Origin of the sequence: Nonomuraea sp. NPDC005650, from assembly GCF_040605375.1 — a bacterium.
Lineage (GTDB): Bacteria > Actinomycetota > Actinomycetes > Streptosporangiales > Streptosporangiaceae > Nonomuraea.
In genome coordinates, this window is record NZ_JBEXCR010000008.1 from 103,933 (window position 1) to 124,925 (window position 20,993).

General features: G+C 70.6%; 20 protein-coding genes. 7 read left to right on the forward strand and 13 right to left on the reverse strand.

Translation table 11 applies throughout. From position 1 onward, the window contains the following. Window positions 1-227: 227 nt before the first annotated feature. From lnt to ABZS69_RS15720, 3 genes are all read left to right on the forward strand, one after another. Window positions 228-1,988, forward strand: coding sequence for an apolipoprotein N-acyltransferase (lnt, locus tag ABZS69_RS15710; RefSeq protein WP_355371916.1), 1,761 nt, complete (start codon window positions 228-230; stop codon window positions 1,986-1,988). Next, entirely contained in the window at window positions 1,988-2,737 is a 750-nt protein-coding gene (locus ABZS69_RS15715) for a polyprenol monophosphomannose synthase (RefSeq protein WP_355371918.1), read from the forward strand. Before lnt ends, ABZS69_RS15715 begins: the two co-directional genes overlap by 1 nt. Before the next feature lie 86 nt (window positions 2,738-2,823). After that, window positions 2,824-3,309 (forward strand): FxsA family protein, encoded by a 486-nt coding sequence (locus ABZS69_RS15720; RefSeq protein WP_355371921.1) that lies wholly within the window; start codon window positions 2,824-2,826, stop codon window positions 3,307-3,309. A gap of 85 nt (window positions 3,310-3,394) precedes the next feature. On the opposite strand, the gene ABZS69_RS15725 is transcribed toward ABZS69_RS15720, so the two are convergent. From ABZS69_RS15725 to ABZS69_RS15735, 3 genes are all read right to left on the reverse strand, one after another. After that, a complete protein-coding gene (locus ABZS69_RS15725) occupies window positions 3,395-3,739 on the reverse strand; it encodes an RNA polymerase-binding protein RbpA (RefSeq protein ID WP_185074387.1) in 345 nt (114 codons plus the stop codon). 124 nt (window positions 3,740-3,863) lie between these two features. Further along, the gene (locus ABZS69_RS15730) at window positions 3,864-4,481 is read right to left on the reverse strand and encodes a hypothetical protein (RefSeq protein WP_355371925.1); all 618 of its coding nucleotides are present in this window, start codon (window positions 4,479-4,481) and stop codon (window positions 3,864-3,866) included. A gap of 135 nt (window positions 4,482-4,616) precedes the next feature. Continuing rightward, a complete protein-coding gene (locus ABZS69_RS15735) occupies window positions 4,617-5,126 on the reverse strand; it encodes a nuclear transport factor 2 family protein (RefSeq protein ID WP_355371928.1) in 510 nt (169 codons plus the stop codon). A gap of 33 nt (window positions 5,127-5,159) precedes the next feature. Here ABZS69_RS15735 and ABZS69_RS15740 point away from each other — a divergent pair, with 33 nt between their 5' ends. After that, entirely contained in the window at window positions 5,160-5,672 is a 513-nt protein-coding gene (locus ABZS69_RS15740) for a helix-turn-helix domain-containing protein (protein ID WP_355371931.1), read from the forward strand. Between the two features lie 2,241 nt (window positions 5,673-7,913). On the opposite strand, the gene ABZS69_RS15745 is transcribed toward ABZS69_RS15740, so the two are convergent. The 8 genes from ABZS69_RS15745 to ABZS69_RS15780 form a co-directional block, all read right to left on the reverse strand. Then, entirely contained in the window at window positions 7,914-9,347 is a 1,434-nt protein-coding gene (locus ABZS69_RS15745) for an MFS transporter (protein ID WP_355371933.1), read from the reverse strand. 891 nt (window positions 9,348-10,238) lie between these two features. After that, the gene (locus tag ABZS69_RS15750; protein WP_355371936.1) at window positions 10,239-11,072 is read right to left on the reverse strand and encodes a hypothetical protein; all 834 of its coding nucleotides are present in this window, start codon (window positions 11,070-11,072) and stop codon (window positions 10,239-10,241) included. Between the two features lie 593 nt (window positions 11,073-11,665). Continuing rightward, the gene (locus ABZS69_RS15755) at window positions 11,666-12,175 is read right to left on the reverse strand and encodes a hypothetical protein (protein WP_355371939.1); all 510 of its coding nucleotides are present in this window, start codon (window positions 12,173-12,175) and stop codon (window positions 11,666-11,668) included. Between the two features lie 262 nt (window positions 12,176-12,437). Then, complete coding sequence (locus tag ABZS69_RS15760; protein ID WP_355372510.1) at window positions 12,438-13,235, reverse strand: glycerophosphodiester phosphodiesterase; 798 nt, start codon at window positions 13,233-13,235, stop codon at window positions 12,438-12,440. A gap of 38 nt (window positions 13,236-13,273) precedes the next feature. Further along, entirely contained in the window at window positions 13,274-13,813 is a 540-nt protein-coding gene (locus ABZS69_RS15765) for a TrmH family RNA methyltransferase (RefSeq protein ID WP_355371942.1), read from the reverse strand. Beyond that, entirely contained in the window at window positions 13,810-14,400 is a 591-nt protein-coding gene (locus tag ABZS69_RS15770; RefSeq protein ID WP_355371946.1) for a methyltransferase, read from the reverse strand. The genes ABZS69_RS15765 and ABZS69_RS15770 overlap by 4 nt, the downstream gene beginning before the upstream one ends. 401 nt (window positions 14,401-14,801) lie before the next feature. Further along, window positions 14,802-15,419, reverse strand: coding sequence for an ATP-dependent Clp protease proteolytic subunit (locus ABZS69_RS15775; RefSeq protein ID WP_355371949.1), 618 nt, complete (start codon window positions 15,417-15,419; stop codon window positions 14,802-14,804). Window position 15,420: 1 nt separating this feature from the next. After that, window positions 15,421-15,984 (reverse strand): ATP-dependent Clp protease proteolytic subunit, encoded by a 564-nt coding sequence (locus tag ABZS69_RS15780; RefSeq protein WP_355371952.1) that lies wholly within the window; start codon window positions 15,982-15,984, stop codon window positions 15,421-15,423. Between the two features lie 145 nt (window positions 15,985-16,129). Here ABZS69_RS15780 and ABZS69_RS15785 point away from each other — a divergent pair, with 145 nt between their 5' ends. Together ABZS69_RS15785 and ABZS69_RS15790 are read left to right on the forward strand one after the other, a co-directional pair. Further along, window positions 16,130-17,380: a histidine kinase gene (locus ABZS69_RS15785; RefSeq protein ID WP_355371955.1), complete on the forward strand. Its 1,251-nt coding sequence runs from the start codon at window positions 16,130-16,132 to the stop codon at window positions 17,378-17,380. A gap of 26 nt (window positions 17,381-17,406) precedes the next feature. After that, window positions 17,407-18,054: a response regulator transcription factor gene (locus ABZS69_RS15790; RefSeq protein ID WP_355371958.1), complete on the forward strand. Its 648-nt coding sequence runs from the start codon at window positions 17,407-17,409 to the stop codon at window positions 18,052-18,054. Window positions 18,055-18,250: 196 nt separating this feature from the next. Here the strand turns inward: ABZS69_RS15790 and ABZS69_RS15795 are convergent, their stop codons facing one another. Together ABZS69_RS15795 and ABZS69_RS15800 are read right to left on the reverse strand one after the other, a co-directional pair. Then, window positions 18,251-19,114, reverse strand: coding sequence for a DUF2268 domain-containing putative Zn-dependent protease (locus ABZS69_RS15795; RefSeq protein ID WP_355371961.1), 864 nt, complete (start codon window positions 19,112-19,114; stop codon window positions 18,251-18,253). Window positions 19,115-19,154: 40 nt separating this feature from the next. Then, window positions 19,155-19,931 carry a hypothetical protein gene (locus ABZS69_RS15800; RefSeq protein ID WP_355371964.1) on the reverse strand — a complete coding sequence of 259 codons (777 nt, stop codon included), beginning with the start codon at window positions 19,929-19,931 and terminating at the stop codon, window positions 19,155-19,157. Window positions 19,932-19,986: 55 nt separating this feature from the next. Between ABZS69_RS15800 and ABZS69_RS15805 the strand changes: the two genes are divergently transcribed. Next, complete coding sequence (locus ABZS69_RS15805; RefSeq protein ID WP_355371967.1) at window positions 19,987-20,988, forward strand: AAA family ATPase; 1,002 nt, start codon at window positions 19,987-19,989, stop codon at window positions 20,986-20,988. Window positions 20,989-20,993 lie beyond the last annotated feature (5 nt).

Consider the following 20,993-nt stretch of genomic DNA (forward strand, 5'->3'; position numbering starts at 1 on the left):
TGGTTCAGGAGAGAACGAGCCTACCGCCCACCCCAGGGCGCGACCCGGCTCGCCCCGACACGCCGCGCTCACCTGGCCTGGAACCTTCGGACACCCCGCTCGCGGCCCCGCATACGGACGCGCCGCTCGGGGACGCGCCGCTCGCGGACGGACCCGAGCCCACAGCGACGACCACAGCCGCCCCCACTCGCGAAGACTCGCCCGAAGGGCTGCCTGCCCCCGACGCTGTGCCCGCGCTTGACGCCGTAGCTGAGCCTGAGGAGCCGTCTGCGCCCGCCGCGGCCTCACCCGCCGACATCGCCTCCGCGTCCGCCTCAACCCCCTCCGAGCCCGCGCCCGCCGCATCCACCGCCGGGCCCGCGCCCACCGCCGAGTCCACGCCCGCCGCCGACCCGGAGCCCGGCGCGGCTGTCGGAAGCGGGTCGCCGACGGCCCCCGGGACGGCCGGCCCGGGAGGCGTGAAGCGGGAGCCTGGGCGGGTGCTGCTGGCCCGGGTCGTGGCGGGTGTGGTCGGCGGGCTGGCGCTGTATGCCGCGTTCCCCTCGCTCAACTGGTGGCCGGCCGCCCCGCTCGGCATCGCGCTGATCGTCGCGGCGCTCCACGGCACCGGGCCCAGGCGGGCCGCCTGGCTCGGTTACCTGATCGCACTGGTGTTCCTGCTGCCCACCCTCGCCTGGGTGCGGCCCATCGGCGACGACGTCTGGCTGATGCTGGTCGCCACGGAGAGCGTGTTCTACGCCGTCATGGCCGCCCTGGCCGCGCTGGTGTTCAGGCTGCGCGCGTGGCCGTTGTGGTTCGGCGGGCTGTGGGTGGCCATGGAGTGGGCGCGCAGCCAGGTGCCCATCGGCGGGTTCCCGTGGGCGCGGCTGGCGTTCAGCCAGAGCGAGTCGCTGTTCACGCAGTACGCCGCGCTCGGCGGCGCGCCGCTGGTGTCGTTCGCCGTGGCCGGGTGCGGGGCCCTGCTGGCCTACGCGGTCGTGGTACGGCCCAGGGCCGAGGGCGTGTGGCGCAGGGCGGTGCCGGTGGCGCTCGCGCTGGCCGTACCGGCGCTGACCCTGGCGCTCCCCAGGCCGGGCGACGAGGGGCGGACGGTCAACATCGGCATCGTGCAGGGGAACGTCCCGGGCAGGGGCATGGGCTTCCTGGGCGACGAACCCGCCGTTGTCCTGAAAAATCATTCCAACGAGACGAAACGCCTGGCCCAGGCCGTACGCGAAGGAAAGCTCCCGAAACCCGACGCGGTCGTCCTCCCCGAGAACTCCACCGACATCGACCCCTACCGCGACCCGTACGCCCGCGAGATCATCCAGGACTCCGTCCGGGACGTCGGCGTTCCCACGCTGATCGGAGCCGTGGCCTCGATCGGTGAGGAATACCGCGCCACCCGCAGCCTCGTCTGGGACCCGGTGACCGGCCCCGGCGCCTATTACGACAAGCAGCATCTGGTCCCGTTCGGGGAGTACACGCCGTTCAAGGAGATCGTCCTGGCTCTGTGGGAGCGGGCGAGCCTGGTCGGACGGCAGTCGATCGCGGGGGACAAGCCGGGCGACCTGAAGCTGGGCCCGGTCACGATCGGCGCGGTCAACTGCTATGAGGTGGCGTACGACGACACCGTGCGCGGCACCGTGCGCGCAGGGGGCACCCCCTTGGTGATGCAGGCCAACAACGCCACGTATGCGCTGTCGAATCTGCCGACGCAGCAGCTGGCCATGTACAAGCTGCGCGCCGTCGAGCACAACCGGGCGGTCGTGGCCGCCGCCACCACCGGAATCTCCGCCTATATCCGACCTGACGGTAAAGTCTCCTGGCAGACCCGCGAACTGGTCGCGGACATGAATGTGGTCAAAGTGCCCGTACGCACCCAGGAAACGATCGCCACCAAGGTGGGCGCGCTTCCCGAGTGGGCATTGATGTTGATGGGAGCGGCGGCGGCCGGAGTCGCCGCGTGGCGGGGCAGGCGGCGAGGCGATCGGATGAGGAACGACTGATGATGGAGACTCTCGGCCGGGTGCTCGTCGTCGTGCCGACCTACAACGAGCGCGACAACCTTCCCATGATCGTGGAGCGGATTCGTACGGCGCTGCCCGAGGTCCACGTGCTCGTGGCCGACGACAACAGCCCCGACGGCACCGGCGAGGTGGCCGACGGGCTGGCCGACGGCGACGACCACGTGCACGTCCTGCACCGGGACGCCAAACAGGGGCTCGGCGCCGCGTACATCGCCGGGTTCCGCTGGGGCCTGCGCGAGGGCTACGACGTCCTGGTCGAGATGGACGCCGACGGCTCGCACCAGCCCGAGGAGCTGCCCAAGCTGCTCGAGGCGCTGACCGACGGCGCCGACCTGGCGATCGGGTCGCGTTACGTGCCCGGCGGCAAGGTCGTCAACTGGCCGCACCGGCGCGAGCTGCTGTCCAAGGGCGCCAACCTCTACACCCGGGTGATGCTCGGCCTGCCCGTACGCGACGCGACCGCCGGGTTCCGCGCCTACCGCGCCGCCACCCTGGAGAAGATCGGCCTGTCCGGCGTGGAGTCGCAGGGCTACTGCTTCCAGGTCGACCTCACGCTGCGCACGTCCAGGAACGGGCTGCGGGTGGCGGAGGTGCCCATCACGTTCGTGGAGCGGACGGTGGGCAAGAGCAAGATGAGCGGCAAGGTCATGTCCGAGGCGCTGTGGCGCATCGGCATGTGGGGCGTCACGGGCCTGCCCAAGCGGCTGCGCGGCGGCCGCCGAGGCTAGGCGCGGCGGCTCGGCCGGCGCGGAACGCTTTGCGGTCGTCGGGCGTTGTTCCTGCTGTAACGCGCTGGTGCGGAATCGAGGAAACGATGCGGCTGCTGCTCTTCCTGGCCTTCCTGGTCGTCCCCGTCCTGGAGATCTGGCTGCTCATCCAGGTGGGTTCGGTGATCGGCGGGCCCGCCACCGTGGCCCTGCTCATCGCCGACAGCCTGTTCGGCGCCTGGCTGGTGCGCCGCGAGGGGCGCAGGGCCTGGCGGGCGCTGCAGGAGTCGCTCGGGTCCGGCCGGATGCCCGACCGCGAGCTGGCCGACGGCGGCCTGGTCCTGGTGGGCGGCGCGCTGCTGCTGACTCCGGGCTTCTTCACGGACATCTTCGGGTTTCTGTGCATCCTGCCGTTCACGCGGCCTCTGATGCGCCGGCTGGGCGCCTGGTTCTTCGACCGCCGGGTCAAGCGGCTGGCCGCGCGCTCCCCGTACTCGAACCTCTTTCCGCCCTTCGAGCCCCCGCAGGACGCCGCCGCGCCGAACGGCGGCCGGGTGGTGCACGGCGAGGTCATCCGGGAGGACCGCGACTGAGCTCTGCGGCGTTCGCGCCGCGCACGTAGGCGGGCATGAAGAAACCCCCGGGCCGGTGGCCCGGGGGTTTCACCGTGAGAGGAGGTCAGGCGCTCTTACGACGCTGGGCCCGCAGAACCGCGAGCCGCTCGTTGAGCACCTCCTCAAGATCCTCGATCGACCGCCGCTCCAGGAGCATGTCCCAGTGTGTCCGCGGGGGCTTGACCTTCTTGGACTCCGGCTGCTCGCCGTCCACCCGCACCGCGGTCGCGCCGCACATGCGGCACTCCCAGGTCGCGGGAATCTCAGCTTCGGCTGCAAGCGGAACCTCGAAGCGATGGCCCTTAGGACAGGTGTAGGACACCTCCTGGCGCGGGGCCAGATCCGTGTTACGGTCGTTCTCGTAGCTGGTTGCCCCGAGCCGGGTGCCACGAAGCGCGCGCTCGCCCATGTCTAAATGCCTCCTACAAGGCCCCCTTGCGTGGGGGGTCTGTCTCCCACGGTGTCTAACGCTTGGTACCGTGATGGGATTCCCACCCGCGGGGTGATCCAATCGCGCTTGAGGCTTCGGTTCTTCACGCAGCCGCCGATTGGGCCCGCATCCGGGCCGTGGCCAGGGCCGCCGCCAGCCAGAGCCCGCCAATCATGATCAGTACGCCGTGCGCGACCCGCAGCGGGTACGGGCCGAAGAACTGCGGGATGAACAGCGCGAACCCCAGTGCCAGAGCCGTCCCGCTCCACTTGGGCAGCGTTCCGGACCGCCAGACGGAGATCGCCGCCAGCACCGTGCCGACGGCCAGCAGAAGCAGCCCGGCGGCGAACATCGTGATCGCGACGGGCCCGTACCTGAACTCCTCGGCCAGTTCCATCAACGCCGGCGCCTGGTCGCGGAGGGAGCGCTGGGCGATCACGTTCAGGCCGAAGTCCTCGGCGCCGTAGTACGGGAGCGTCAGGCCCGCGCCCACCCAGGTCACAACGGCGGCGCGCAGGGAGAGGCGGTCGCCGAGCACCTGGTGAAGCCCCAGCACGGCCAGTCCGAGCAGCACGAAACCGAGCATGGCGGCCGCGTGCCCGGCGATCCACGCCGTGGAGGCCATCGCGGTGGCGTCGTCGCCGGACGGGCGGATCGCGGGATAGGCGAGGAAGAGGATGCCGGCGGCGGCGAAGGCCGCGGAGGTGAGTCTGGGGGCCATCAATGCTCCTTGAAGAGGGCGTCGCTCTTTAGCGAGAGCAATGCTCTCGCTTTGGAGTAGTGATGTCAAGAGCAGTGCTCTCTCTTTGGATCGGTGACCCCGGGGATTCTCGGTGTGAAGGGGTGGCGGCTGAGGCTAGCTCGGGCGCCCGCGGGTCAAGAGCGGGACCAGAGTTCGGTCGCCGAGGCGGGTCATCGCGGCCAGCGGCTTGACGGCGGCGGCGACGATCCAGGGCAGCCCCGGCCTGCCTGTGGCGCGGGCCAGGCCGGGGCCGAGCGCGGCCATCATCGCCGTCAGCCCCGGCAGGGGCCGGATCCACATCGTGATCTCCGTGATCAGCCCGTCCTCGCCGACCTCGACCAGCGCCGCCTCATGGAGCTCCTGGCGGCCCAGCCGGGCGGTCGCGGTCAGGGCCCGCGTGCGCCCGTCGCCGACGTCCTTCTGGTAACGCAGGTCGGACAGCACGTCGAACACGACCGAGAACAGCTCCCGTACCTGCTCCTTGCCGTGGAAGGGGGCGTTGGCGCTGAGTGGCGAGCGGAAGACCACGTCGTCGGCGAGCGTGGCGACGAGGGCGTCGACGTCATGTGCCTCGCCTGCCCGCCGGTACGCGGCCGCAGGTGAGTCCTGAATGTGAACTGTCATGAGTTCACTTTATCAACCCACTATCCTGGGTCCATGAACAGGTTCGGTGAGATGCACTGCTCCATCGCCCAGGCCGTCGGCGTGGTCGCCGAGCCGTGGACGCCGCTGATCCTGCGAGATCTGTTCCTGGGCCTGCGCAGGTTCGACGATCTGGCGGAGGACCTGGGCATCTCACGCAACCTCCTGACCCGCCGGCTGGAGCACCTGGTGGCGGCGGGCGTGGTGGAGAAGCGCCCGTACCAGGAGCGCCCTGTGCGCCACGAGTACGTCCTCACGGAGGCGGGCCGGGACATCGTGCCGGCCCTGCTGACGTTGATGGCTTGGGGCGACCGCTGGTCCACGCCGCCGGGCGGCCCGCCCGCGCTCCTGGTGCACTCCTGCGGCGAGCGCTTCACCCCCGTCGTCACCTGCCCGCACTGCGGCGCCGAGGCCACCGCCGACACGGTCACGGCCGTAGGCGGCCCAGGCGCGGCCCAGGGCCCCGGCACCATGCTCTTGGCAGCACCGTCCTCCCCCGTGACCAGCTCACCGGCCGCACAGCCGTAACTGGGCCCTGCGGACGTCGGCCGTACCGCCGCGACCGGGCCGGTCCCCTGCAGGACGTCGGCCGTACCGCCGTGGCCGGGGGAGTCCCTGGACGTTCGTCCCGGGAACCGTCGTAACCGAAGGGCGTCCCCGACCGCCGTGCCCTGACGCCTGGCCGCGTCGTGGTGTGGCTGTCATGAAGACGAGGGGACGTCCGAGCTGCCCGCGTCGCCGTGTGGCCGTCATGACGATGAGCCGATGTCCGAGCTGCCCGCGATCAGCGAATTCGGCTGCGCTGTCGTGATCGGAGCCGCGCGGACGACCGGGACCGGAGTATCGCCTCGGAGCGCCCGCGTCCGCCTCTTGATGAGAGATCTCTCATCCGCCGCTCACGATCACGCCATCCCGGCAGCCCAGGCTGAGATCCGGCAGCGTACGGGACGACGGACGGGAGACGCCGATGCGACGGGGACCACGATGGCTCCTGCCGGCCCTCACCATCGCTCTCGTCCTGGGCACCACGGCGGCGCTGCCAGGGCGGCGGGATGCCCTGACAGCGCCGCCGCTCGGCATGCTCCAGGTCGTGGCCGCCGCCGCGGATGACGGCGGCGGCGATGGCGATGGGGACGACGGAGCGGCACGCCGCAGCCCGACGGGGGACCGCCCAGGCGCCGGACGAGACAAGGGCTCACGGCCGCAGCCTTCCTCCGACGGCGGGCGATCACGGGGCGGCGCGGGGACGCGACCTTCCCGCTCCGACCGTCCGGGTGGTGGCGAGGGACCAGGCGTCTCGCCTGGCACCGAGCCTGCGGGCACCGGTGACGGGTCACGCACCTCCGGCGGCGCCACAGGTCCGCCAGCACCGCGTACGGGCGGTGAGCCGCGCGACAGAGTCTCACCGGCGCGAGGCGGCCCGGCTTCCCAGCGCCGAGGTGGACCAGGTTCACAGCCCCCGGGCGAGTCGGGTTCCCACAGCCGGGGCGGGCCGGGTTCGCAGGGGTCGGTCGGTGCCACCTCATCAGCCCGGAAGAGCGAAGGCGGGCCCACGCTCGGCGGCACCGGAGGCTCGCGGACGCCACCCAATGGAGTTCCGCCCTCCGGCGCGGAATCGCCGCCCCGAGACGGCACGGTGCCCTCCCAACGGCCCGCGCCTTCCGGTGGCCCGGCCACACCACCCACCGGCCTGGCCACACCACCCACCGGTCCAGGCTCAGCACCCACCGGCCTGGCCACACCACACACCGGTCCGGGCTCAGCACCCGACGGTCCAGGCTCAGCACCCACCGGCCTGGGCTCAGCACCCGACGGCGCAGGCTCGGCCCTTGGCGATGCAGGCTCGCCACCCGATAGCGCGGGCTCGGCACCTGGCGGCGCGGGCTCGCCACCTACCACTGCGGGCTCGCCACCTACCACCGGGGGCTGGTCACCTGCTGGCGGAGGCCCGCCGCCCAACGCCACGGGCTGGTCACCTGATGAGGTGGGCTCACCACGTAACACTGTGGGCCGGTCTCCTGACAGCGCAGACCCGCCGCCTGACGGCGTGGTCTGGTCGCCTGGCGGTGTGGACTGGCCGTCAGATTCTGTGGGCTGGTGGTCTGTCAAGGGCCGTGGAGACTGGCCGCCCGCTGAGGACACCGAGGGGTGGCCGCCCCCGGACGACGTCGACGGCGCGGCGACTCGACCCGGAGACGGCAGCCCGTCCGGTCAGCCCAGCACCGGCTCTGCGGGCTCACCCGGCGATGGCGGCTCGCCGACCCCGGACGGATCCCCACCGGGTGGCACGGGCACGCCGGACCCCGACGCCGGGCGCACCGGCGACTCACTGGGGAACGTCCACCGAGGATGGTGGGTGCTGCTCGCCATCGTGGTCACGGCCGGCCTCGCGGGTGCGGCGTTCTGGATCGCCCACAAGCTCGGCCCGCGCCCTGACCCGCCGACCGACCCGAGCTCTGAACCCCTGCCCGACTCAAGCCCCGATCCTCCACGCCCCCCGAGCGACTGAAACCTCCCGCTCGGCCATCCGCCGCCGGACACCCGCGGCGAGCTGCCGCGACCGGAACGAGCACCCGGCCGTACCGCCTGGCGGCTCGCCCAAGGAGGCCCTGTATGTACCGCCTGGCGGTTCGCCCAAGAGCGCCCTGCATGTACCGCCCGGACGCTCGCCCAAGAACACCCTGAACGAAGCGCCTGGCGGCTCATCCAAGAGCGCCCTGCACATACTGCCTGGCTGCTCATCCAAGAACGCCCTGCATGTGGCAGGGGTCAGATGCGGTCGGGGACCTCGTTGCCGGCCTGGCGGATCGCCTTGGGGAGGTTGGTCAGGGCCAGGAGTACGAAGCCGATGATAAAGAAGATGATCATGGAGACGATGGCGATGCGGTAACTGTTGGTCAGCTGGAGCGCGATCGTGACCGTCAAGGAGCCGATGAACGCCGACCCCTTGTCGCTGATCTGCAGCAGGCTGAAATACTCGGCCTCCCGCCCCTTCGGGATCACCTGGGAGAACAGCGAGCGCGACAGCGCCTGCGTACCGCCCAGCACGATTGCGATCGCGAACGCCATCAGGTAGAACTGCAGCTCCTGCCCCACCCCGACGAACAACGCCGCCACCACGATCGCCGTCCACAGCACCAGGCTGGCCAGCACCGTGCGCTTGGTTCCGAAGCTGCGGGCCAGCCGGCCCAGCAGCAGCGCGCCGAAGAACGCCACGAACTGCACCATGAGGATGGCCGTGATCTGCACCGTCTGGCCCAGCTTGAGAGCCTCGGAGGCGAAGGCCGCGCTGTTGCCGATCACCGTCTGCACGCCGTCGTTGTAGACCAGGTACGCCACCAGGAACAGCAGCGTCAGCGGATAGCGACGCAGCTCGGCCAGGGTGCGGCCGAGCTGGCGGAAGCTGCCGCCGACCGAGCGCAGCGCCGTGGTCTCGTGGGTGGGCACAGGACGGTTGCGCAGCCGCAGCAGCGGGATGATCGTGAAGATCGCCCACCACAGACCGGCCGACATCATGCTGATGCGCACCGCCATGCTCTCGGGCAACCCCAGGCTGTCGCGCTGCAGGTAGAGGACGAGGTTGAGGGCCAGCAGCAGACCGCCGCCCAGATAGCCGATGGCCCAGCCGCGCGAGGACACCCCGTCGCGCTCGGCAGGGGTGGAGATCTGCGGCAGGAACGAGTCGTACACCACGACCGAGGAGCCGTACGCGAGGTTGGCCAGGATGAACAGCACCCCGCCCAGCATGTAGCGGTCGCCCTCGACGAAGTACAGGGCCATCGTGGCCAGCGCCCCGACGTAGGCGAAACCGCCGAGCATCTCCCGCTTGCGCCCGGTATGGTCGGCCAGCGCACCCACCACCGGCAGCACCACGATCTGCAGGAACACCGCGATCGTCAGCGTCAGCCCGAAGAACGCGGCCGGCCTGATGTCGGCGCCGAGCACGTCGACGTACCCCAGGCCCGGGTTGCTGTCGGCCAGCTTGTCGAAGTCGGCCACGCACGTGCCGGAGGCGACGTTCGGGAAGTCCTTGGCGCAGGCCGCGGTCTTGGCGACCGGGATGAGGTACGGGCCGAGGAAGACCGAGATGATCGTGGTGTAGAAGGCGGAGTTGGCCCAGTCGTAGAAGTACCAGCCACGCTGCTCGCGCCTGCGGGCGGCGGGGGAGTCGTCGAGGGCCGCGGGGGGCGCGGGTACGGGCATGGTGTCGAGTCGCTCCTATGCGGCCGGGCGGCCCGGCCTGCAGGCTTAGGGGGCTTTCTTGGCTTCTTGGGGCTGGTGCGCCGGGCTCTCGGTGCTTGTTCGTGGTGCGGGGCCCGGCCCGTCGGGTCGAGTTACGCGGCCAGGCTGCCGGGGTGCCGTCGGCTGTGGCGCTCCAAGGTGGTGCGCAGGCCGGAGACGTTGTCGGTCATGCTTGACGCGCAGCTCATTTTCGCAGGTCGTGGTTGAAATCCGCGTATCGTGCCCATGACCATACAATGATCACCTTCCCGGCGAAAGGACTCAACCCATGACCCGCTGAGGCCGTGGAACCCTCAAGAAGGTACAGGGCAACGGCAAGCAGCGTCCCCACGCCGCCACGGCCTGCCGCCATGAGTGGCGGCTCCAGCGCCAGGGCGAGAACGGCCGGCAGGGAGGGCGCCGCGCACTTGACGTATCCCTGGGCAAAGCCGTTACCCGCCAGGTCCTCGTCATCCGACAGCCAAAGGGACGGTCATTGATCCCAAACGGTGACCGGTCTTGGGTCGCCTGTCAGCGAGCGTGGATACGGCTTCGCTTCGGCCTTGCGCGGTCACTCCAGTGGACGCTTGCGTTGGGCCGGCAGTTTCCCTCTCTCGTCCCAGTAGGGCCGCACCCGACCGATGTTCTCCAGACGACGCAGGATGGGGTAGACGGTGTCGGGCCCGGGCCCGGTCGCCTGGCAGATCTGGAGTCCGTACGTGGGCATGTCCCGGGCTGCGGACGTTCCGGATCGGGGATGCCGTCGTTGCTCCGGTATCGAGTACGGCCGAAGCGTGTCCGGGCGTCTCGTGGGTGGGCCTTGAGCCCGGGGGTGCGGTGACCGGACTCTTGGTGATCACCTTGTGCGCCCGGCTAACGACCTGTGGCCCAGGGCATCACCTCGGCGACCAGGGCCTTGCTCCATGGCCGGGCGAGAGAGCGCAACTCCTCGCAGCCTGCGGCGCCGAGCGCGGTGTACGGTGCCATCCCCATCCGATCCGTCGCGTCTTCGATCTCCTCACGCCACTTGCGGCCTTCCTCGGTGAGAGACCCCTCGAAGAGCCAGCCACGCTCCTCCAGGCCCTGTACGGCGGCAGCCCAGTCGGCCTCGGGCCACCCCCGTGTACTCCGGAGCGTCTCGGACGCGACGGCGCCGGTGGCGGCGTGGGTGACGAGGGCTTCGATGCCGCTCAGGCCGGCGGCCAGGAGCGCGGCGAGATGGCCGTCGCCGCGATACTCGCGCAGCAGGGTCTGGGCGTGCCAGAGCGCCAGGTGGGGAGCCTCCGGCCAGGGCAGTGCCGCGTGCGCGGCATACAGCGGCCGCCCGCTGAGCTCGCCCGCGACGGTATCCGCCGCCTTGCGGGCCAGCGCCGCTGCCCGCGACATCTCCGGGGTGCCCACTGCGTCGCCCAGTACGCGGCGCAGCGTGGCATCGACCGATTCGAGCCGGGCGGCCAGGATGTCGGAGGGGGAGGCGATCTGCCAGGCGGCCGGGATCGCCTGCCGTACCAGATCAGGGTTGAAGTTGTAGAAGGTCGCGATCACCACTTCAGCGGGAACCGGGCCGAGAGCGGCGGCCCGGGAGGCGAAGTACCCCATCCGGCCGCTCAGCCCGAGGCTCTTGTAGGCGGCTCCCGCCTCGGGAGAGAAGTAGATCATGCCGTGCAACGGCTCCAGGGTGCGCCAGGTCTGGCGTTCCAGGGTCATGCCAGCGAAAATACCGACCAGTCAGTATGGTGTCCATACTGATCACATTCGGCGCCGACTGCCCGGCAGGTGGCGACCGATGGCATCCGACTCTGGGCGTACACGCACGGAGAGGGGTTGCGGGCGACACGAACGCCACCCAACGAGGTGACGGTGGTTGGCGGTGTTGAGGTGGGCCGCATCGCGGTCAACGAGGTGACGGCGGACAAGCTGAGACTGTGCTCGCCTTGGTGACGCGCATCGTCGCGGGCAACCCAGTCGGGTCGCGCGTGAACTCAACGGCGTCGGGCTCGAAGCTTACGACGCTTCCAGCGTGCGGACGGGGCCGTGCCGTCGGCCTCAGGCGCGGTGTCGATCGTCGGCCGACCTGTCACGGGCGTCGTCGGTTGGCGCATCATCGTGAATTCCGGCAGGTCCGTTGATCCGGAGCTGAGGTTCATGGTTGGGAGTCGGCTCGAACGAGGATCTACGTCTCCCGATCCAGGCAATCCCCACAGTGGAACTCCGGCTGGGGATGGACCGGCGTCGGATGGCTGAGGTGAGGAGGCAGGATGGGCCGTGAGCTGTACGTGGGCGGGGGTGCCTGGCCTGGATCAGCGAAGCCACGCGTACAAGGCTCCCGTTATCGAGATGGCGCAGGCGAAGACGAACATGATCACGGAAATGGGCGTGGTGAACGTCCGATGGGGGTTTCGCCGTACGAGGCGGAGCGAGTCCATGTCCAGTGTGGCGGCGAGCCGATCCTGAATCTCCGCGATCGGCTGTAAGGCCAATCGGGCGAGACCGCGAAAGCGCCACCCTGCGAGTGACGCTGCAACGGAGACCAGGGCGGCTACCAGCCCAACGGCGCCGGCTACAGTGTCGAGCTTCGCCTGAAGGGCCGCGACGTAGGCGGCGGACATCACAGCGGTTGAGACCAGGTAGAAGTTCAGGACCTGGAGCCCTTGGCTGATGCGGTACTCATACCAGCGGGTGGCATGTTCGAGGGCGGCCACGAGCGACTCGTGATCATTTCGCCCCGGTGGCGGCGGTGGAGAGGCAAGGCGGCGGCCGGGTAGCCACTGAGCGATTGCGGACTGGACAGAGAAGATCGTCTTGCCCACCAGAACCCTCCGTTGAAGGTCGGCCCACTCCTCCAATCACAGCACATCACACCGTATAGAGGGGGCCGTGTCGTGCAGGTGAGCCGCTGCGGTACGGCCCGCGTTTCGGCGGGCTGGGCCGGCACGCCGGGTTCGGGAGCACGACGTCTCCAGCCTGAGGCTCACCTGCACAGGGCGTCCACCGATGACGGCCAACTGAGTTCGAGTGCGATCCGTGACCCGGGAAGCCTCGTCGAGCTACGACAACGCGCCGGATGGCGCGTCAGGCCGCCATTCCGTGGGGATGCCACTGCCCACGGCGGTCGAGGACGTGGCGGAGGCCGGTGATGTTGTCGGTCATGATGCCGTCCACGCCCAGGTCGAGCAGGTGTTCCATGCGTACGGGGTCGTTGACGGTCCACACGTGCACCTGCATGCCGATGGCGTGCGCCGTACGGACCAGACGCCGGGTGGTCACCCGTAGCCCGCGGAAGCCCACGGGCACCTGCGCGCACGGCACGCCGGAGCGCGACACGCGGGCCAGCAGGCGGCCGTAGCCGGAGGTGGACGCGGCGGCGCGCAGCGCGGCGACGCCGCGCGGGCCGAGCGCCGAGCACACCTCTCTGCCCATCGCCGCCCTGGCCAGCGTCAGGCGTTCGTCGGAGAAGGAGGTCAGGCAGATGCGGTCATAGGCGTTGGTACGCCGGATCGCCTCGGCCAGCGGCGCGATGGCGGAGGGCTCCTTCACGTCGATGTTGAAGCGGATCTCGGGCCAGGTGCCCAGCAGGTCCTCCAGCAGCGGGATCTCGTGAACCCCGCCGATGCGGGCCTGCCTGACCTCCTGGTAGGGCAACTCCGAGATGCGGCCGCGATGGTCGGTCACCCGGTCGAGCGTGTGGTCGTGGAAGGCGAGCAGCACGCCGTCGGAGGTGGCGTGCGCGTCGGTCTCCAGATAGGTGTAACCGAGCTCGACCGCCCGTTCGAAGGCCGCGACGGAGTTTTCCGCGCCCTCGGCGGCGCCTCCGCGGTGCGCGAAAGCCAGCGGGCCCGGATGGTCGAGAAAGGCGAATCGACGGCTCAGCACGTCCTGAGTATGCCTCTCGTGGGTGAACGGATCGGTTACGGTTCGGGGAGATTCTCCCACTCCTGGCGGCGGGCCTCGGCCAGCGCGATGGCGGCGGCCACCGCCACGTTGAACGAGCCCACCCGCCCGACCTGCGGGATGTAGCAGACGTTGTCGACGGCGTCGAGCAGGGCGGGGGAGCAGCCGTGGTCCTCGCTGCCGACCACCAGGCACACGTCGCGCCCCAACCCGGCGCGGTGCAGCGGCACGGCCTCGGCGGTCAGTTCGATGGCGTGCACGGTGTAGCCCGCCTCCTTGGCGGCCTTGACCGCCTCGGTGGCGGGGATCGGCTCGTGCCAGGTGACCAGGCGTTCGGTGCCGAGGGCGGTCTTGCCCGCCTTGGGGTTGGTCGGCGGGGTGGCGTTGCCCGCGAGCCAGATCTCGTCCACGCCGAACGCGGCGGCGCTGCGGAAGATCGAGCCGATGTTGAACGGGCCGGTGACCGACTCGACGATCAGGGCGAGCCGGTGCTCGGTGTTCCTGCGCCAGGTGCGGTTGAGCCGCTTGACGTCGGTGGGGCGCAGTTGCCTTCTCATCGGGTCACCTTCAGGATCCGGTAGGCGGCCCGGCTGGCCTCGCGGGAGGCGTGCCAGCCCTGCTCGCCGAGCCAGCGCTGCAGGGAGTCCGAGCCGAGGTGTTTCTGGACGACCAGGTAGGCGACGCCGTCGGGAGTGAGCCGCGTCAGCCACCTGGTGAGCATCTCGTGCAGGGCCTGCTTCCCAATACGGATCGCAGGATTAGACCAGATTGCCCGAAATTTCACATCATCTGGCACTTCATCGACATGTACTGACCGTACTTTGTAAAGGCCCGCGGCCTCGGCATTCCTGGCGGTCAGCTCCAGACTGCGCCGGTTCACATCGACGGCCCACACCGTCGCCTCGGGCGCCCTGGAGGCCATGGTCAGCGCGATCGGCCCGTACCCGCAGCCCAGATCGAGCAGATCGCCCTCCTGAGGCGGCGGGGGGACGGTCTCCAGCAGGACGCGCGTGCCCACGTCGACCCGTTCCGGCGAGAACACGCCGCTGTCGGTCTCCAGCCGCAGGTGCAGATCGGGCAGAACCAGGTCGACGGAGCCCGGCTTGCTCGCTGCCTTCGGCTGTTCGGAGAAGTAGTGGGCCACGTCGCAAAACGTTACCGGACCGGCCCGGATCCCCGACCCGCGCGGCGGTCCCGAGCATGATCATCGTACCGGTTCGGAACGCTCACCGGCCAACGCTCGGAGCAGGTGGGGCCACTGCCACTGCTTGGGGCAGGCGGGGCCGCTATTGCCACTGTTTGGGGACAGGTGGGCCACCGCAATGGGGGGCGGGGGTGGCGGGAGGCGACGTGCGGCCCTGAGCGTTGGTGCCCGCTCCCAGGCCCCTCCCCGCCCCGCTCTCTGCGCCCGGCCCTGGAAACCCGGTCTGGCTCCGCGCGCCCAGCTTTGCGAGGCCGGTCCGGCTCCCCGTACCGGGCCCGGGATTTGAGCTGTGGCTCTTTGTTTGTGGGTTGGACGGGCGCAGAGAGCCGGGGCGGAGTGGGTCAGTGGGCTGGGGTCAGGGCGCGTTTTCTGGAGGCGTAGACGTCGTCCACCAGGCCGTACGTGCGGGCCTGCTCCGCCGTGAAGATGTGGTCCCGCTCGATGTCCTTCCTGATCTCCAGGATCCCCCGGCCCGTGTGGCGGGACAGGATCTCCTCCTGCTGGTCGCGCATGCGCAGGATCTCCCTGGCGTGGATCTCCAGGTCGCTGCCCTGGCCGCGGCCGCCCTCCGCGTGGGGCTGGTGCAGCAGGATGCGGGAGTGGGGCAGGGCGGCGCGTTTGCCGGCCGCGCCGGCCGCCAGCAGGACCGCCGCGGCCGAGGAGGCCTCGCCGATGCAGACGGTGTGGATCTCCGGGCGGATGAACTGCATGGTGTCGTAAATGGCCGTCATCGCCGTGAACGAGCCGCCGGGGGAGTTGATGTAGATGTTGACGTCCTGGTCGGGGTCGATCGACTCGAGTGTGAGCAACTGCGCCATCACGTCGTTGGCCACGGTGTCGTCGATGGGGGTGCCGATGAAGACGATCCGGTCCTCGAAGAGCTTGTTGTACGGGGTCATCTCCTTGATGCCGTACGACGTGCGCTCCGTGAACGAGGGCAGCACATAGCGGCCGCTCATATCAGTTCATCCCTTCTGCGATGTGGTCGACGATGCCGTACTCCAGCGCCTCCTGGGCGGTGAACCAGCGGTCGCGGTCGGAGTCGGCCTGGATGCGCTCCAGCGGCTGGCCCGTGTGGTGGGCGATGATCTCGGCCATCCGGCGCTTGGTGTAGAGCATGTTGTCGGCCTGGATCTGGATGTCGCTGGCCGAGCCACCGATGCCGCCGAGCGGCTGGTGCATGACGACGCGGGAGTTGGGCAGGGCGTAGCGCTTGCCCTTGGCGCCCGCCGACAGCAGCACCTGCCCCATGGACGCCGCGAACCCCATCGCCACCGTCGCCACGTCGCACGGAATGAACTGCATCATGTCGTAGAGCGCCATCCCGGCGGTCACGGATCCGCCCGGCGAATTGATGTAAAGCGTTATGTCGCGGTGTGGGTCTTCGGCCGCCAGCAATAGAAGCTCCCCGCAGAGCCGGTTGCAAATCTCGTCGTCGACCTCCTGGCCGAGGACGACGATCCGCTCTTTCAGCAGGCGCTGGCTGAGCTGGTCTGGCCAGGCCGCACGCTGGGTCTCCGTCATGAGCGGTCGCCTTTCTGTGCTGGGCATTTCCGAGAAAAACGCTAGACCCGGCGGGCGGTAATTCTGGGATCATTTCGCTGGGGGCGCATTTCTCTAAGGGCGCATTCCACCGAGAGCGAATAATCATCGACATACAATCACGGATGTGAGAAGGAACCTGCCCCGCCGGTGGGCGTGCCTCATCCTGGGCGGCGCGCTGCTGATGCCGTACATGATGGCGGGCGTCCTGATCGCGGCCCAGTGGCAGGGCCAGAGCGCCAACCTGCTGCTGCCCATCCAGATCGGCGTGTTCGTGGCGGTGCTGCCGGTGGTGGCCGTGACCGGGCTGTTCCTGCCGATCCGGGCGCTGGAGGTGAACGCGGCGCAGGGGCTGCTCGGCGCGCACGTCGAGACCCCGCCCAGGCAGGCGGGCCGCACCTGGCAGGAGCGGCGCAGGACCGCCGCCTGGTTCACCCTGCACCTGGCGATCGGCGGGCTCGTCAGCGGCTCCACGCTGGCCATCGTGCCGTTCACGCTGGTCACGCTCGCGCTGCCGTTCGCCGGGCGGGGTACGCCGATCATCGGCGTCATCGTGGAGCCGGGATGGCCCGCGGCGCTGTGGACGCTGGGCGGGCTGGCGCTGCTGGGGGCGCTGGTGGCGACCGCGGCGGGCGCGGGCGAGCTGCTGGCCAGGCTGGCTCCCGTCCTGCTCGGCCCCACCCCGGCCGAACGCCTGGCCGCCGCCGAAGAGCACGCCCGTACGCTCGCCGAACGCAACCGGCTGGCCCGCGAGCTGCACGACTCGGTCGGGCACGCGCTCAGCGTCGTCACCCTGCAGGCCGCCGCCGCCGGACGGGTCCTCGACCGGGACCCGGACACCGCCAGGAAGGCCCTGGCCGCCATCGAGCAGTCGGCCCGTACCGCCCTGGAGGACCTCGACCACGTCCTGGGCGTGCTGCGTGAGGACGACCGGGCCGGCGGCGGTCGTACGGATGTTCCTCGGGGCGGTGGCGGCAGGCCCGCCGATCAGGGCGGCCGGGGGAGGGCGCCGCAGGCCACGCTGGCCGACCTCGACGAGCTCGTCGCCGCGTCGGGCGCTCAGGTGCGGCAGGAGGTGGGCGATCTGTCCGCCGTGCCCGCCGTGGTCTCCCGCGAGGCGTACCGCATCCTCCAGGAGGCGCTCACCAACGCCATCAAGCACGGCCACGGTCCCGTACGCCTGGCCGCCGCCGTGCGGGGCGACGACCTGAGGCTCGAGGTCACGAACCCGGGACAGGGGAACGGCGGCGGGCCCGGAGGCAGGGGCGTGACGGGCATGCGCGAGCGGGTACGGCTGCTGCGCGGCGAACTGGACGCCGGTCCCACTGAGGCCGGATGGAGTGTCACCGTCCGGCTGCCACTACGGTCGAGCCCATGACGCGCAGAGCCGCTACGGTCGAGTCCATGACGCTCAGAGTCGTGATCGCGGACGACGAGGATCTCATCCGGGCCGGGCTGCGGATCATCATCGACGCCGAGCCGGACCTGACCGTGGTCGGCGAGGCCGCGGACGGTGCCGCCGTCCTGCCCCTGGTCCGGCGCGAGCGGCCCGACGTCGTCCTCATGGACGTACGCATGCCCGCGCTCGACGGCATCCAGGCGACCGAGCGCCTGCTGGCCCTGGACGAGCCGCCGAAGGTGCTGGTGGTGACGACGTTCGAGAACGACGACTACGTCTATGACGCGCTCCGGGCCGGGGCCAGCGGGTTCCTGCTCAAGCGCACCAGGCCGGACGATCTGATCAAGGCGGTCAAGCTGGTCGCGGCGGGGGAGTCGCTGCTGTTCCCGGCCGCGATCCGGGCGCTGGCCGGGCGGCGTGTCCAGGATGGCTCCGGGCGGGTGGCCGGGATCGACCGGCTGACCGGGCGTGAGGGTGATGTGCTGCGGCTGATCACCAAGGGGCTGTCCAACAACGAGATCGCCGCCGAGCTGGTCGTCAGCCAGGAGACGGTCAAGACGCACGTCGGGAACGTGCTGGCCAAGCTGGGGGCTCGCGACCGGACCCAGGCTGTGATCGCGGCCTACGAGTCCGGCTTCGTCTCACCGCGCTGAGGCCCGCCCCGGTGACAGTCGCTCTCCCGCCATACGGGGCTGGGGTCCCTCGGGGGGAGCGGGAGGTGCCCGGCGCCGCGTGGGCTGGGGTCCCTTGAAGCGGAGTGGGGCGCCCGCGGTCCAGGGCCTGGGGCCCTTGGGAGCAGTGGGGGCCTGGTGGGTTTCCCGCCGTCCGAGGGTTGGGGTGTGCGGTGCGTCAGGGGTGGAGGCCGGCGCGGCGCAGGAGGTCGGATGCGGGCAGCAAGGTCGCCTCCGCGGCCGTCAGGCCCGTGGCGGCGAGGGCCCGGTCGACCAGGTGCAGCCCTACCGCATATCCCGCCATGTCGGGAATGCCGCGCGGCTCCTGCCCGAACTTGCGTGCCGCGCTGTCCCCCAGCACGTACGCCGGCGTGTTCCACATCCCCGCCAGCCCGAAGTCCGCCATGATCCGCTCGTACGCCACCTCGAACGCCTCCCCGCTCACCATCGACGACCACGGCCCCATGGCCCCGGCCCCCGACAGCTCCCGTACGAACGCCTCGGCCAGCCCCTCGGCCACCACGTGCTCGCCCACGGTCACGGTCGCCGGGTTCCACTCGACGTTGGCGTAGCGGACGTTGTGGTGGAACTCGTGCACGGCCAGCTGCGCGATCCGCCCGATCACCTCCTCCGACGGCCAGGCCAGCAGGTACAGCCAGCCGGGCGAGCCGCCCATGCCGTAGTAACCGCCGCTCACCTTCATCAGGTGCTCGTCGTCCGGATCGCCCATCACGAACATGACCTGCAGCGACTCGCCCTGCTTGGCCTCGCGCAGCCGGTCGGAGGCGCGCTCCAGCTCCCGCCGCACCTGCCCGAGCACGTCGGCGTCGATCATGCGCAGGACGGCGGGCAGGTAGCGCGGGTCGTCGGCGTCGACGCGGAAGCCGCCGCCCTGGTGGTGGAGGTCGACGAGGTCGCCGGGCATCGGGATGGCCGGGCGCATCGGCGCCAGCAGGTCCCGCAGCGCGGCGGGCCGCCGTTCGAGCGGCTCGCGCAGCAGGGCGGCCATCGACGTGAGGGTGTCGTGAACGATGAATTCCATAGCCGCGGACGATAAAGCCTCCTGTTGGGGGAGGCTCAAGCTAATTGAACAGCGGCGACTCCTCGCCCATCTCCTCGCCGGGCGTCTGGCCGGGGGTGGCCTGCCCGCTCTCCGACGGAGAGGGCGTCTTGGACGGCGATGGCCGCGGCTCGGGGCTGGCCGGCGTCGGCGGCGGCGTCGGCACGAACACCGTCGGCGGCAGTTGCCGCGGCTGCGGCTCGCTGTCACGCCTGCCGAGCAACATCAGCAGCAGGATCGCGATCACCAGCATGAGCAGCAGCACCAGCGCCAGCGCGGCCATCAGGACCCGCTTGCGGGTCTCGGTGAGCGGCCTGCGCTGCCGCGTCGGCCCGGGCAGCGCCGGGGCGCGGTCGGTCAGCCAGTACGGGACGAAGTCGGGCCCGTGCGCCTCCCCGATGAACGTCCCGCCCACCATGACGGGATCGAGGAACCGCTCGGCGCCAGGCCGGCCGGGCACGTACGGGACCGCCGCCCAGGGCGCGTGACCGCCGTCGAAGGCGAGCACCTCGGGCGTGTCGTCCAGCACCGCGCCCCGCGAGCGCCCCGAGCGCCCGAGCCAGCCGCGCAGCCCGGACCGCTCGCCCCTGGCCTCCCTGACCGCGGTCACGAACCGCTCGCGGGCGGCGGCGTCGAGCGCGGCCCCCCTGGTGAGCACGGCGAGCGACACCGCTCGCCCGTCGGGCCCCTGGCCCAGGTACACGAAACCCGCCGGGGCAGTGTGCAGACGGGCCTGGACCACGAATGGCCCCAGCCGGGGTGGATCGCCGTACTGCAGGGGACTTGCCACGTTTGCCATGAAAGCACAGACGTGGCGTCGTGCACGTTTGCGGCGCGTTTGGTGGAATGGCGTCATGAGCGTCGCCGAAGAGTTGCCAGGCGGAAACGATGCGGCACTGCTGCGTCAAAGTCTCGACGAGGTCCGGCGTGTCATCGTCGGCCAGGACCACATGGTCGAAAGACTCATCGTGGCCCTGCTGGCCCGTGGGCACTGCCTGCTCGAAGGAGTCCCAGGCGTCGCCAAGACCCTCGCCGCCTCCACCCTGGCCACTGTCGTGGGCGGCACGTTCGCCCGGATCCAGTTCACCCCCGACCTCGTGCCGAGCGACATCATCGGCACCCGCGTCTTCCACCCCTCCAACGAGAAGTTCGATGTCGAACTCGGCCCCGTGTTCGTCAACTTCCTGCTGGCCGACGAGATCAACCGCGCCCCCGCCAAGGTCCAGTCCGCGCTGCTGGAGGTGATGGCCGAGCGGCAGGTCACCCTCGCCGGTGTCACCCACCCGCTGCCCAGGCCGTTCATCGTGCTCGCCACCCAGAACCCGATCGAGTCCGAGGGCGTCTACCCGCTGCCCGAGGTGCAGCGCGACCGCTTCCTGTTCCGCGTACGGGTGCCCCACCCCACCGCGCACGAGGAGCTGGAGATCCTGCACCGGATGAGCGTCACGCCGCCGGTCCCCGAGCGCGTGCTCGACCCCGGCAAGCTGCTGACCCTGCAGGAGGCGGCCGAGCAGATCTCGGTGCACCAGCTCGTCGCCGACTACGTGGTGCGGCTGGTCATGACCACCCGCAGCCCCGCCGAGTACGGCCTGCCCGACCTCGCCGAGACCATCGAGATCGGCGTCAGCCCCCGGGCCACGCTGGGCCTGGTCTCGGCCGGGCGGGCGCTGGCCCTGCTGCGCGGCCGCGACTACCTGCTGCCCGACGACGTACGCGACGTGGCCGTGGACGTCATGTCGCACCGGCTCATGCTCACCTTCGACGCCCTGGCCGACGGCGTCGACCCCGAGCAGGTCGTCAAACAGATCCTGCAGGCCGTGCCCCCGCCCCTCGTCGTCTGGAACCAGAACCGGTGAGCGGC

Bases quoted from the DNA above. Each gene is read 5' to 3' on its own strand.
- ABZS69_RS15715 (WP_355371918.1), top strand. From the start codon at position 1,988: ATGATGGAGACTCTCGGCCGGGTGCTCGTCGTCGTGCCGACCTACAAC.
- ABZS69_RS15720 (WP_355371921.1), top strand. From the start codon at position 2,824: ATGCGGCTGCTGCTCTTCCTGGCCTTCCTGGTCGTCCCCGTCCTGGAG.
- ABZS69_RS15725 (WP_185074387.1), bottom strand. From the start codon at position 3,739: ATGGGCGAGCGCGCGCTTCGTGGCACCCGGCTCGGGGCAACCAGCTAC.
- ABZS69_RS15730 (WP_355371925.1), bottom strand. From the start codon at position 4,481: ATGGCCCCCAGACTCACCTCCGCGGCCTTCGCCGCCGCCGGCATCCTC.
- ABZS69_RS15735 (WP_355371928.1), bottom strand. From the start codon at position 5,126: ATGACAGTTCACATTCAGGACTCACCTGCGGCCGCGTACCGGCGGGCA.
- ABZS69_RS15740 (WP_355371931.1), top strand. From the start codon at position 5,160: ATGAACAGGTTCGGTGAGATGCACTGCTCCATCGCCCAGGCCGTCGGC.
- ABZS69_RS15745 (WP_355371933.1), bottom strand. From the start codon at position 9,347: ATGCCCGTACCCGCGCCCCCCGCGGCCCTCGACGACTCCCCCGCCGCC.
- ABZS69_RS15750 (WP_355371936.1), bottom strand. From the start codon at position 11,072: ATGACCCTGGAACGCCAGACCTGGCGCACCCTGGAGCCGTTGCACGGC.
- ABZS69_RS15765 (WP_355371942.1), bottom strand. From the start codon at position 13,813: ATGAGAAGGCAACTGCGCCCCACCGACGTCAAGCGGCTCAACCGCACC.
- ABZS69_RS15775 (WP_355371949.1), bottom strand. From the start codon at position 15,419: ATGAGCGGCCGCTATGTGCTGCCCTCGTTCACGGAGCGCACGTCGTAC.
- ABZS69_RS15780 (WP_355371952.1), bottom strand. From the start codon at position 15,984: ATGACGGAGACCCAGCGTGCGGCCTGGCCAGACCAGCTCAGCCAGCGC.
- ABZS69_RS15790 (WP_355371958.1), top strand. From the start codon at position 17,407: ATGACGCTCAGAGTCGTGATCGCGGACGACGAGGATCTCATCCGGGCC.
- ABZS69_RS15795 (WP_355371961.1), bottom strand. From the start codon at position 19,114: ATGGAATTCATCGTTCACGACACCCTCACGTCGATGGCCGCCCTGCTG.
- ABZS69_RS15800 (WP_355371964.1), bottom strand. From the start codon at position 19,931: ATGGCAAACGTGGCAAGTCCCCTGCAGTACGGCGATCCACCCCGGCTG.
- ABZS69_RS15805 (WP_355371967.1), top strand. From the start codon at position 19,987: ATGAGCGTCGCCGAAGAGTTGCCAGGCGGAAACGATGCGGCACTGCTG.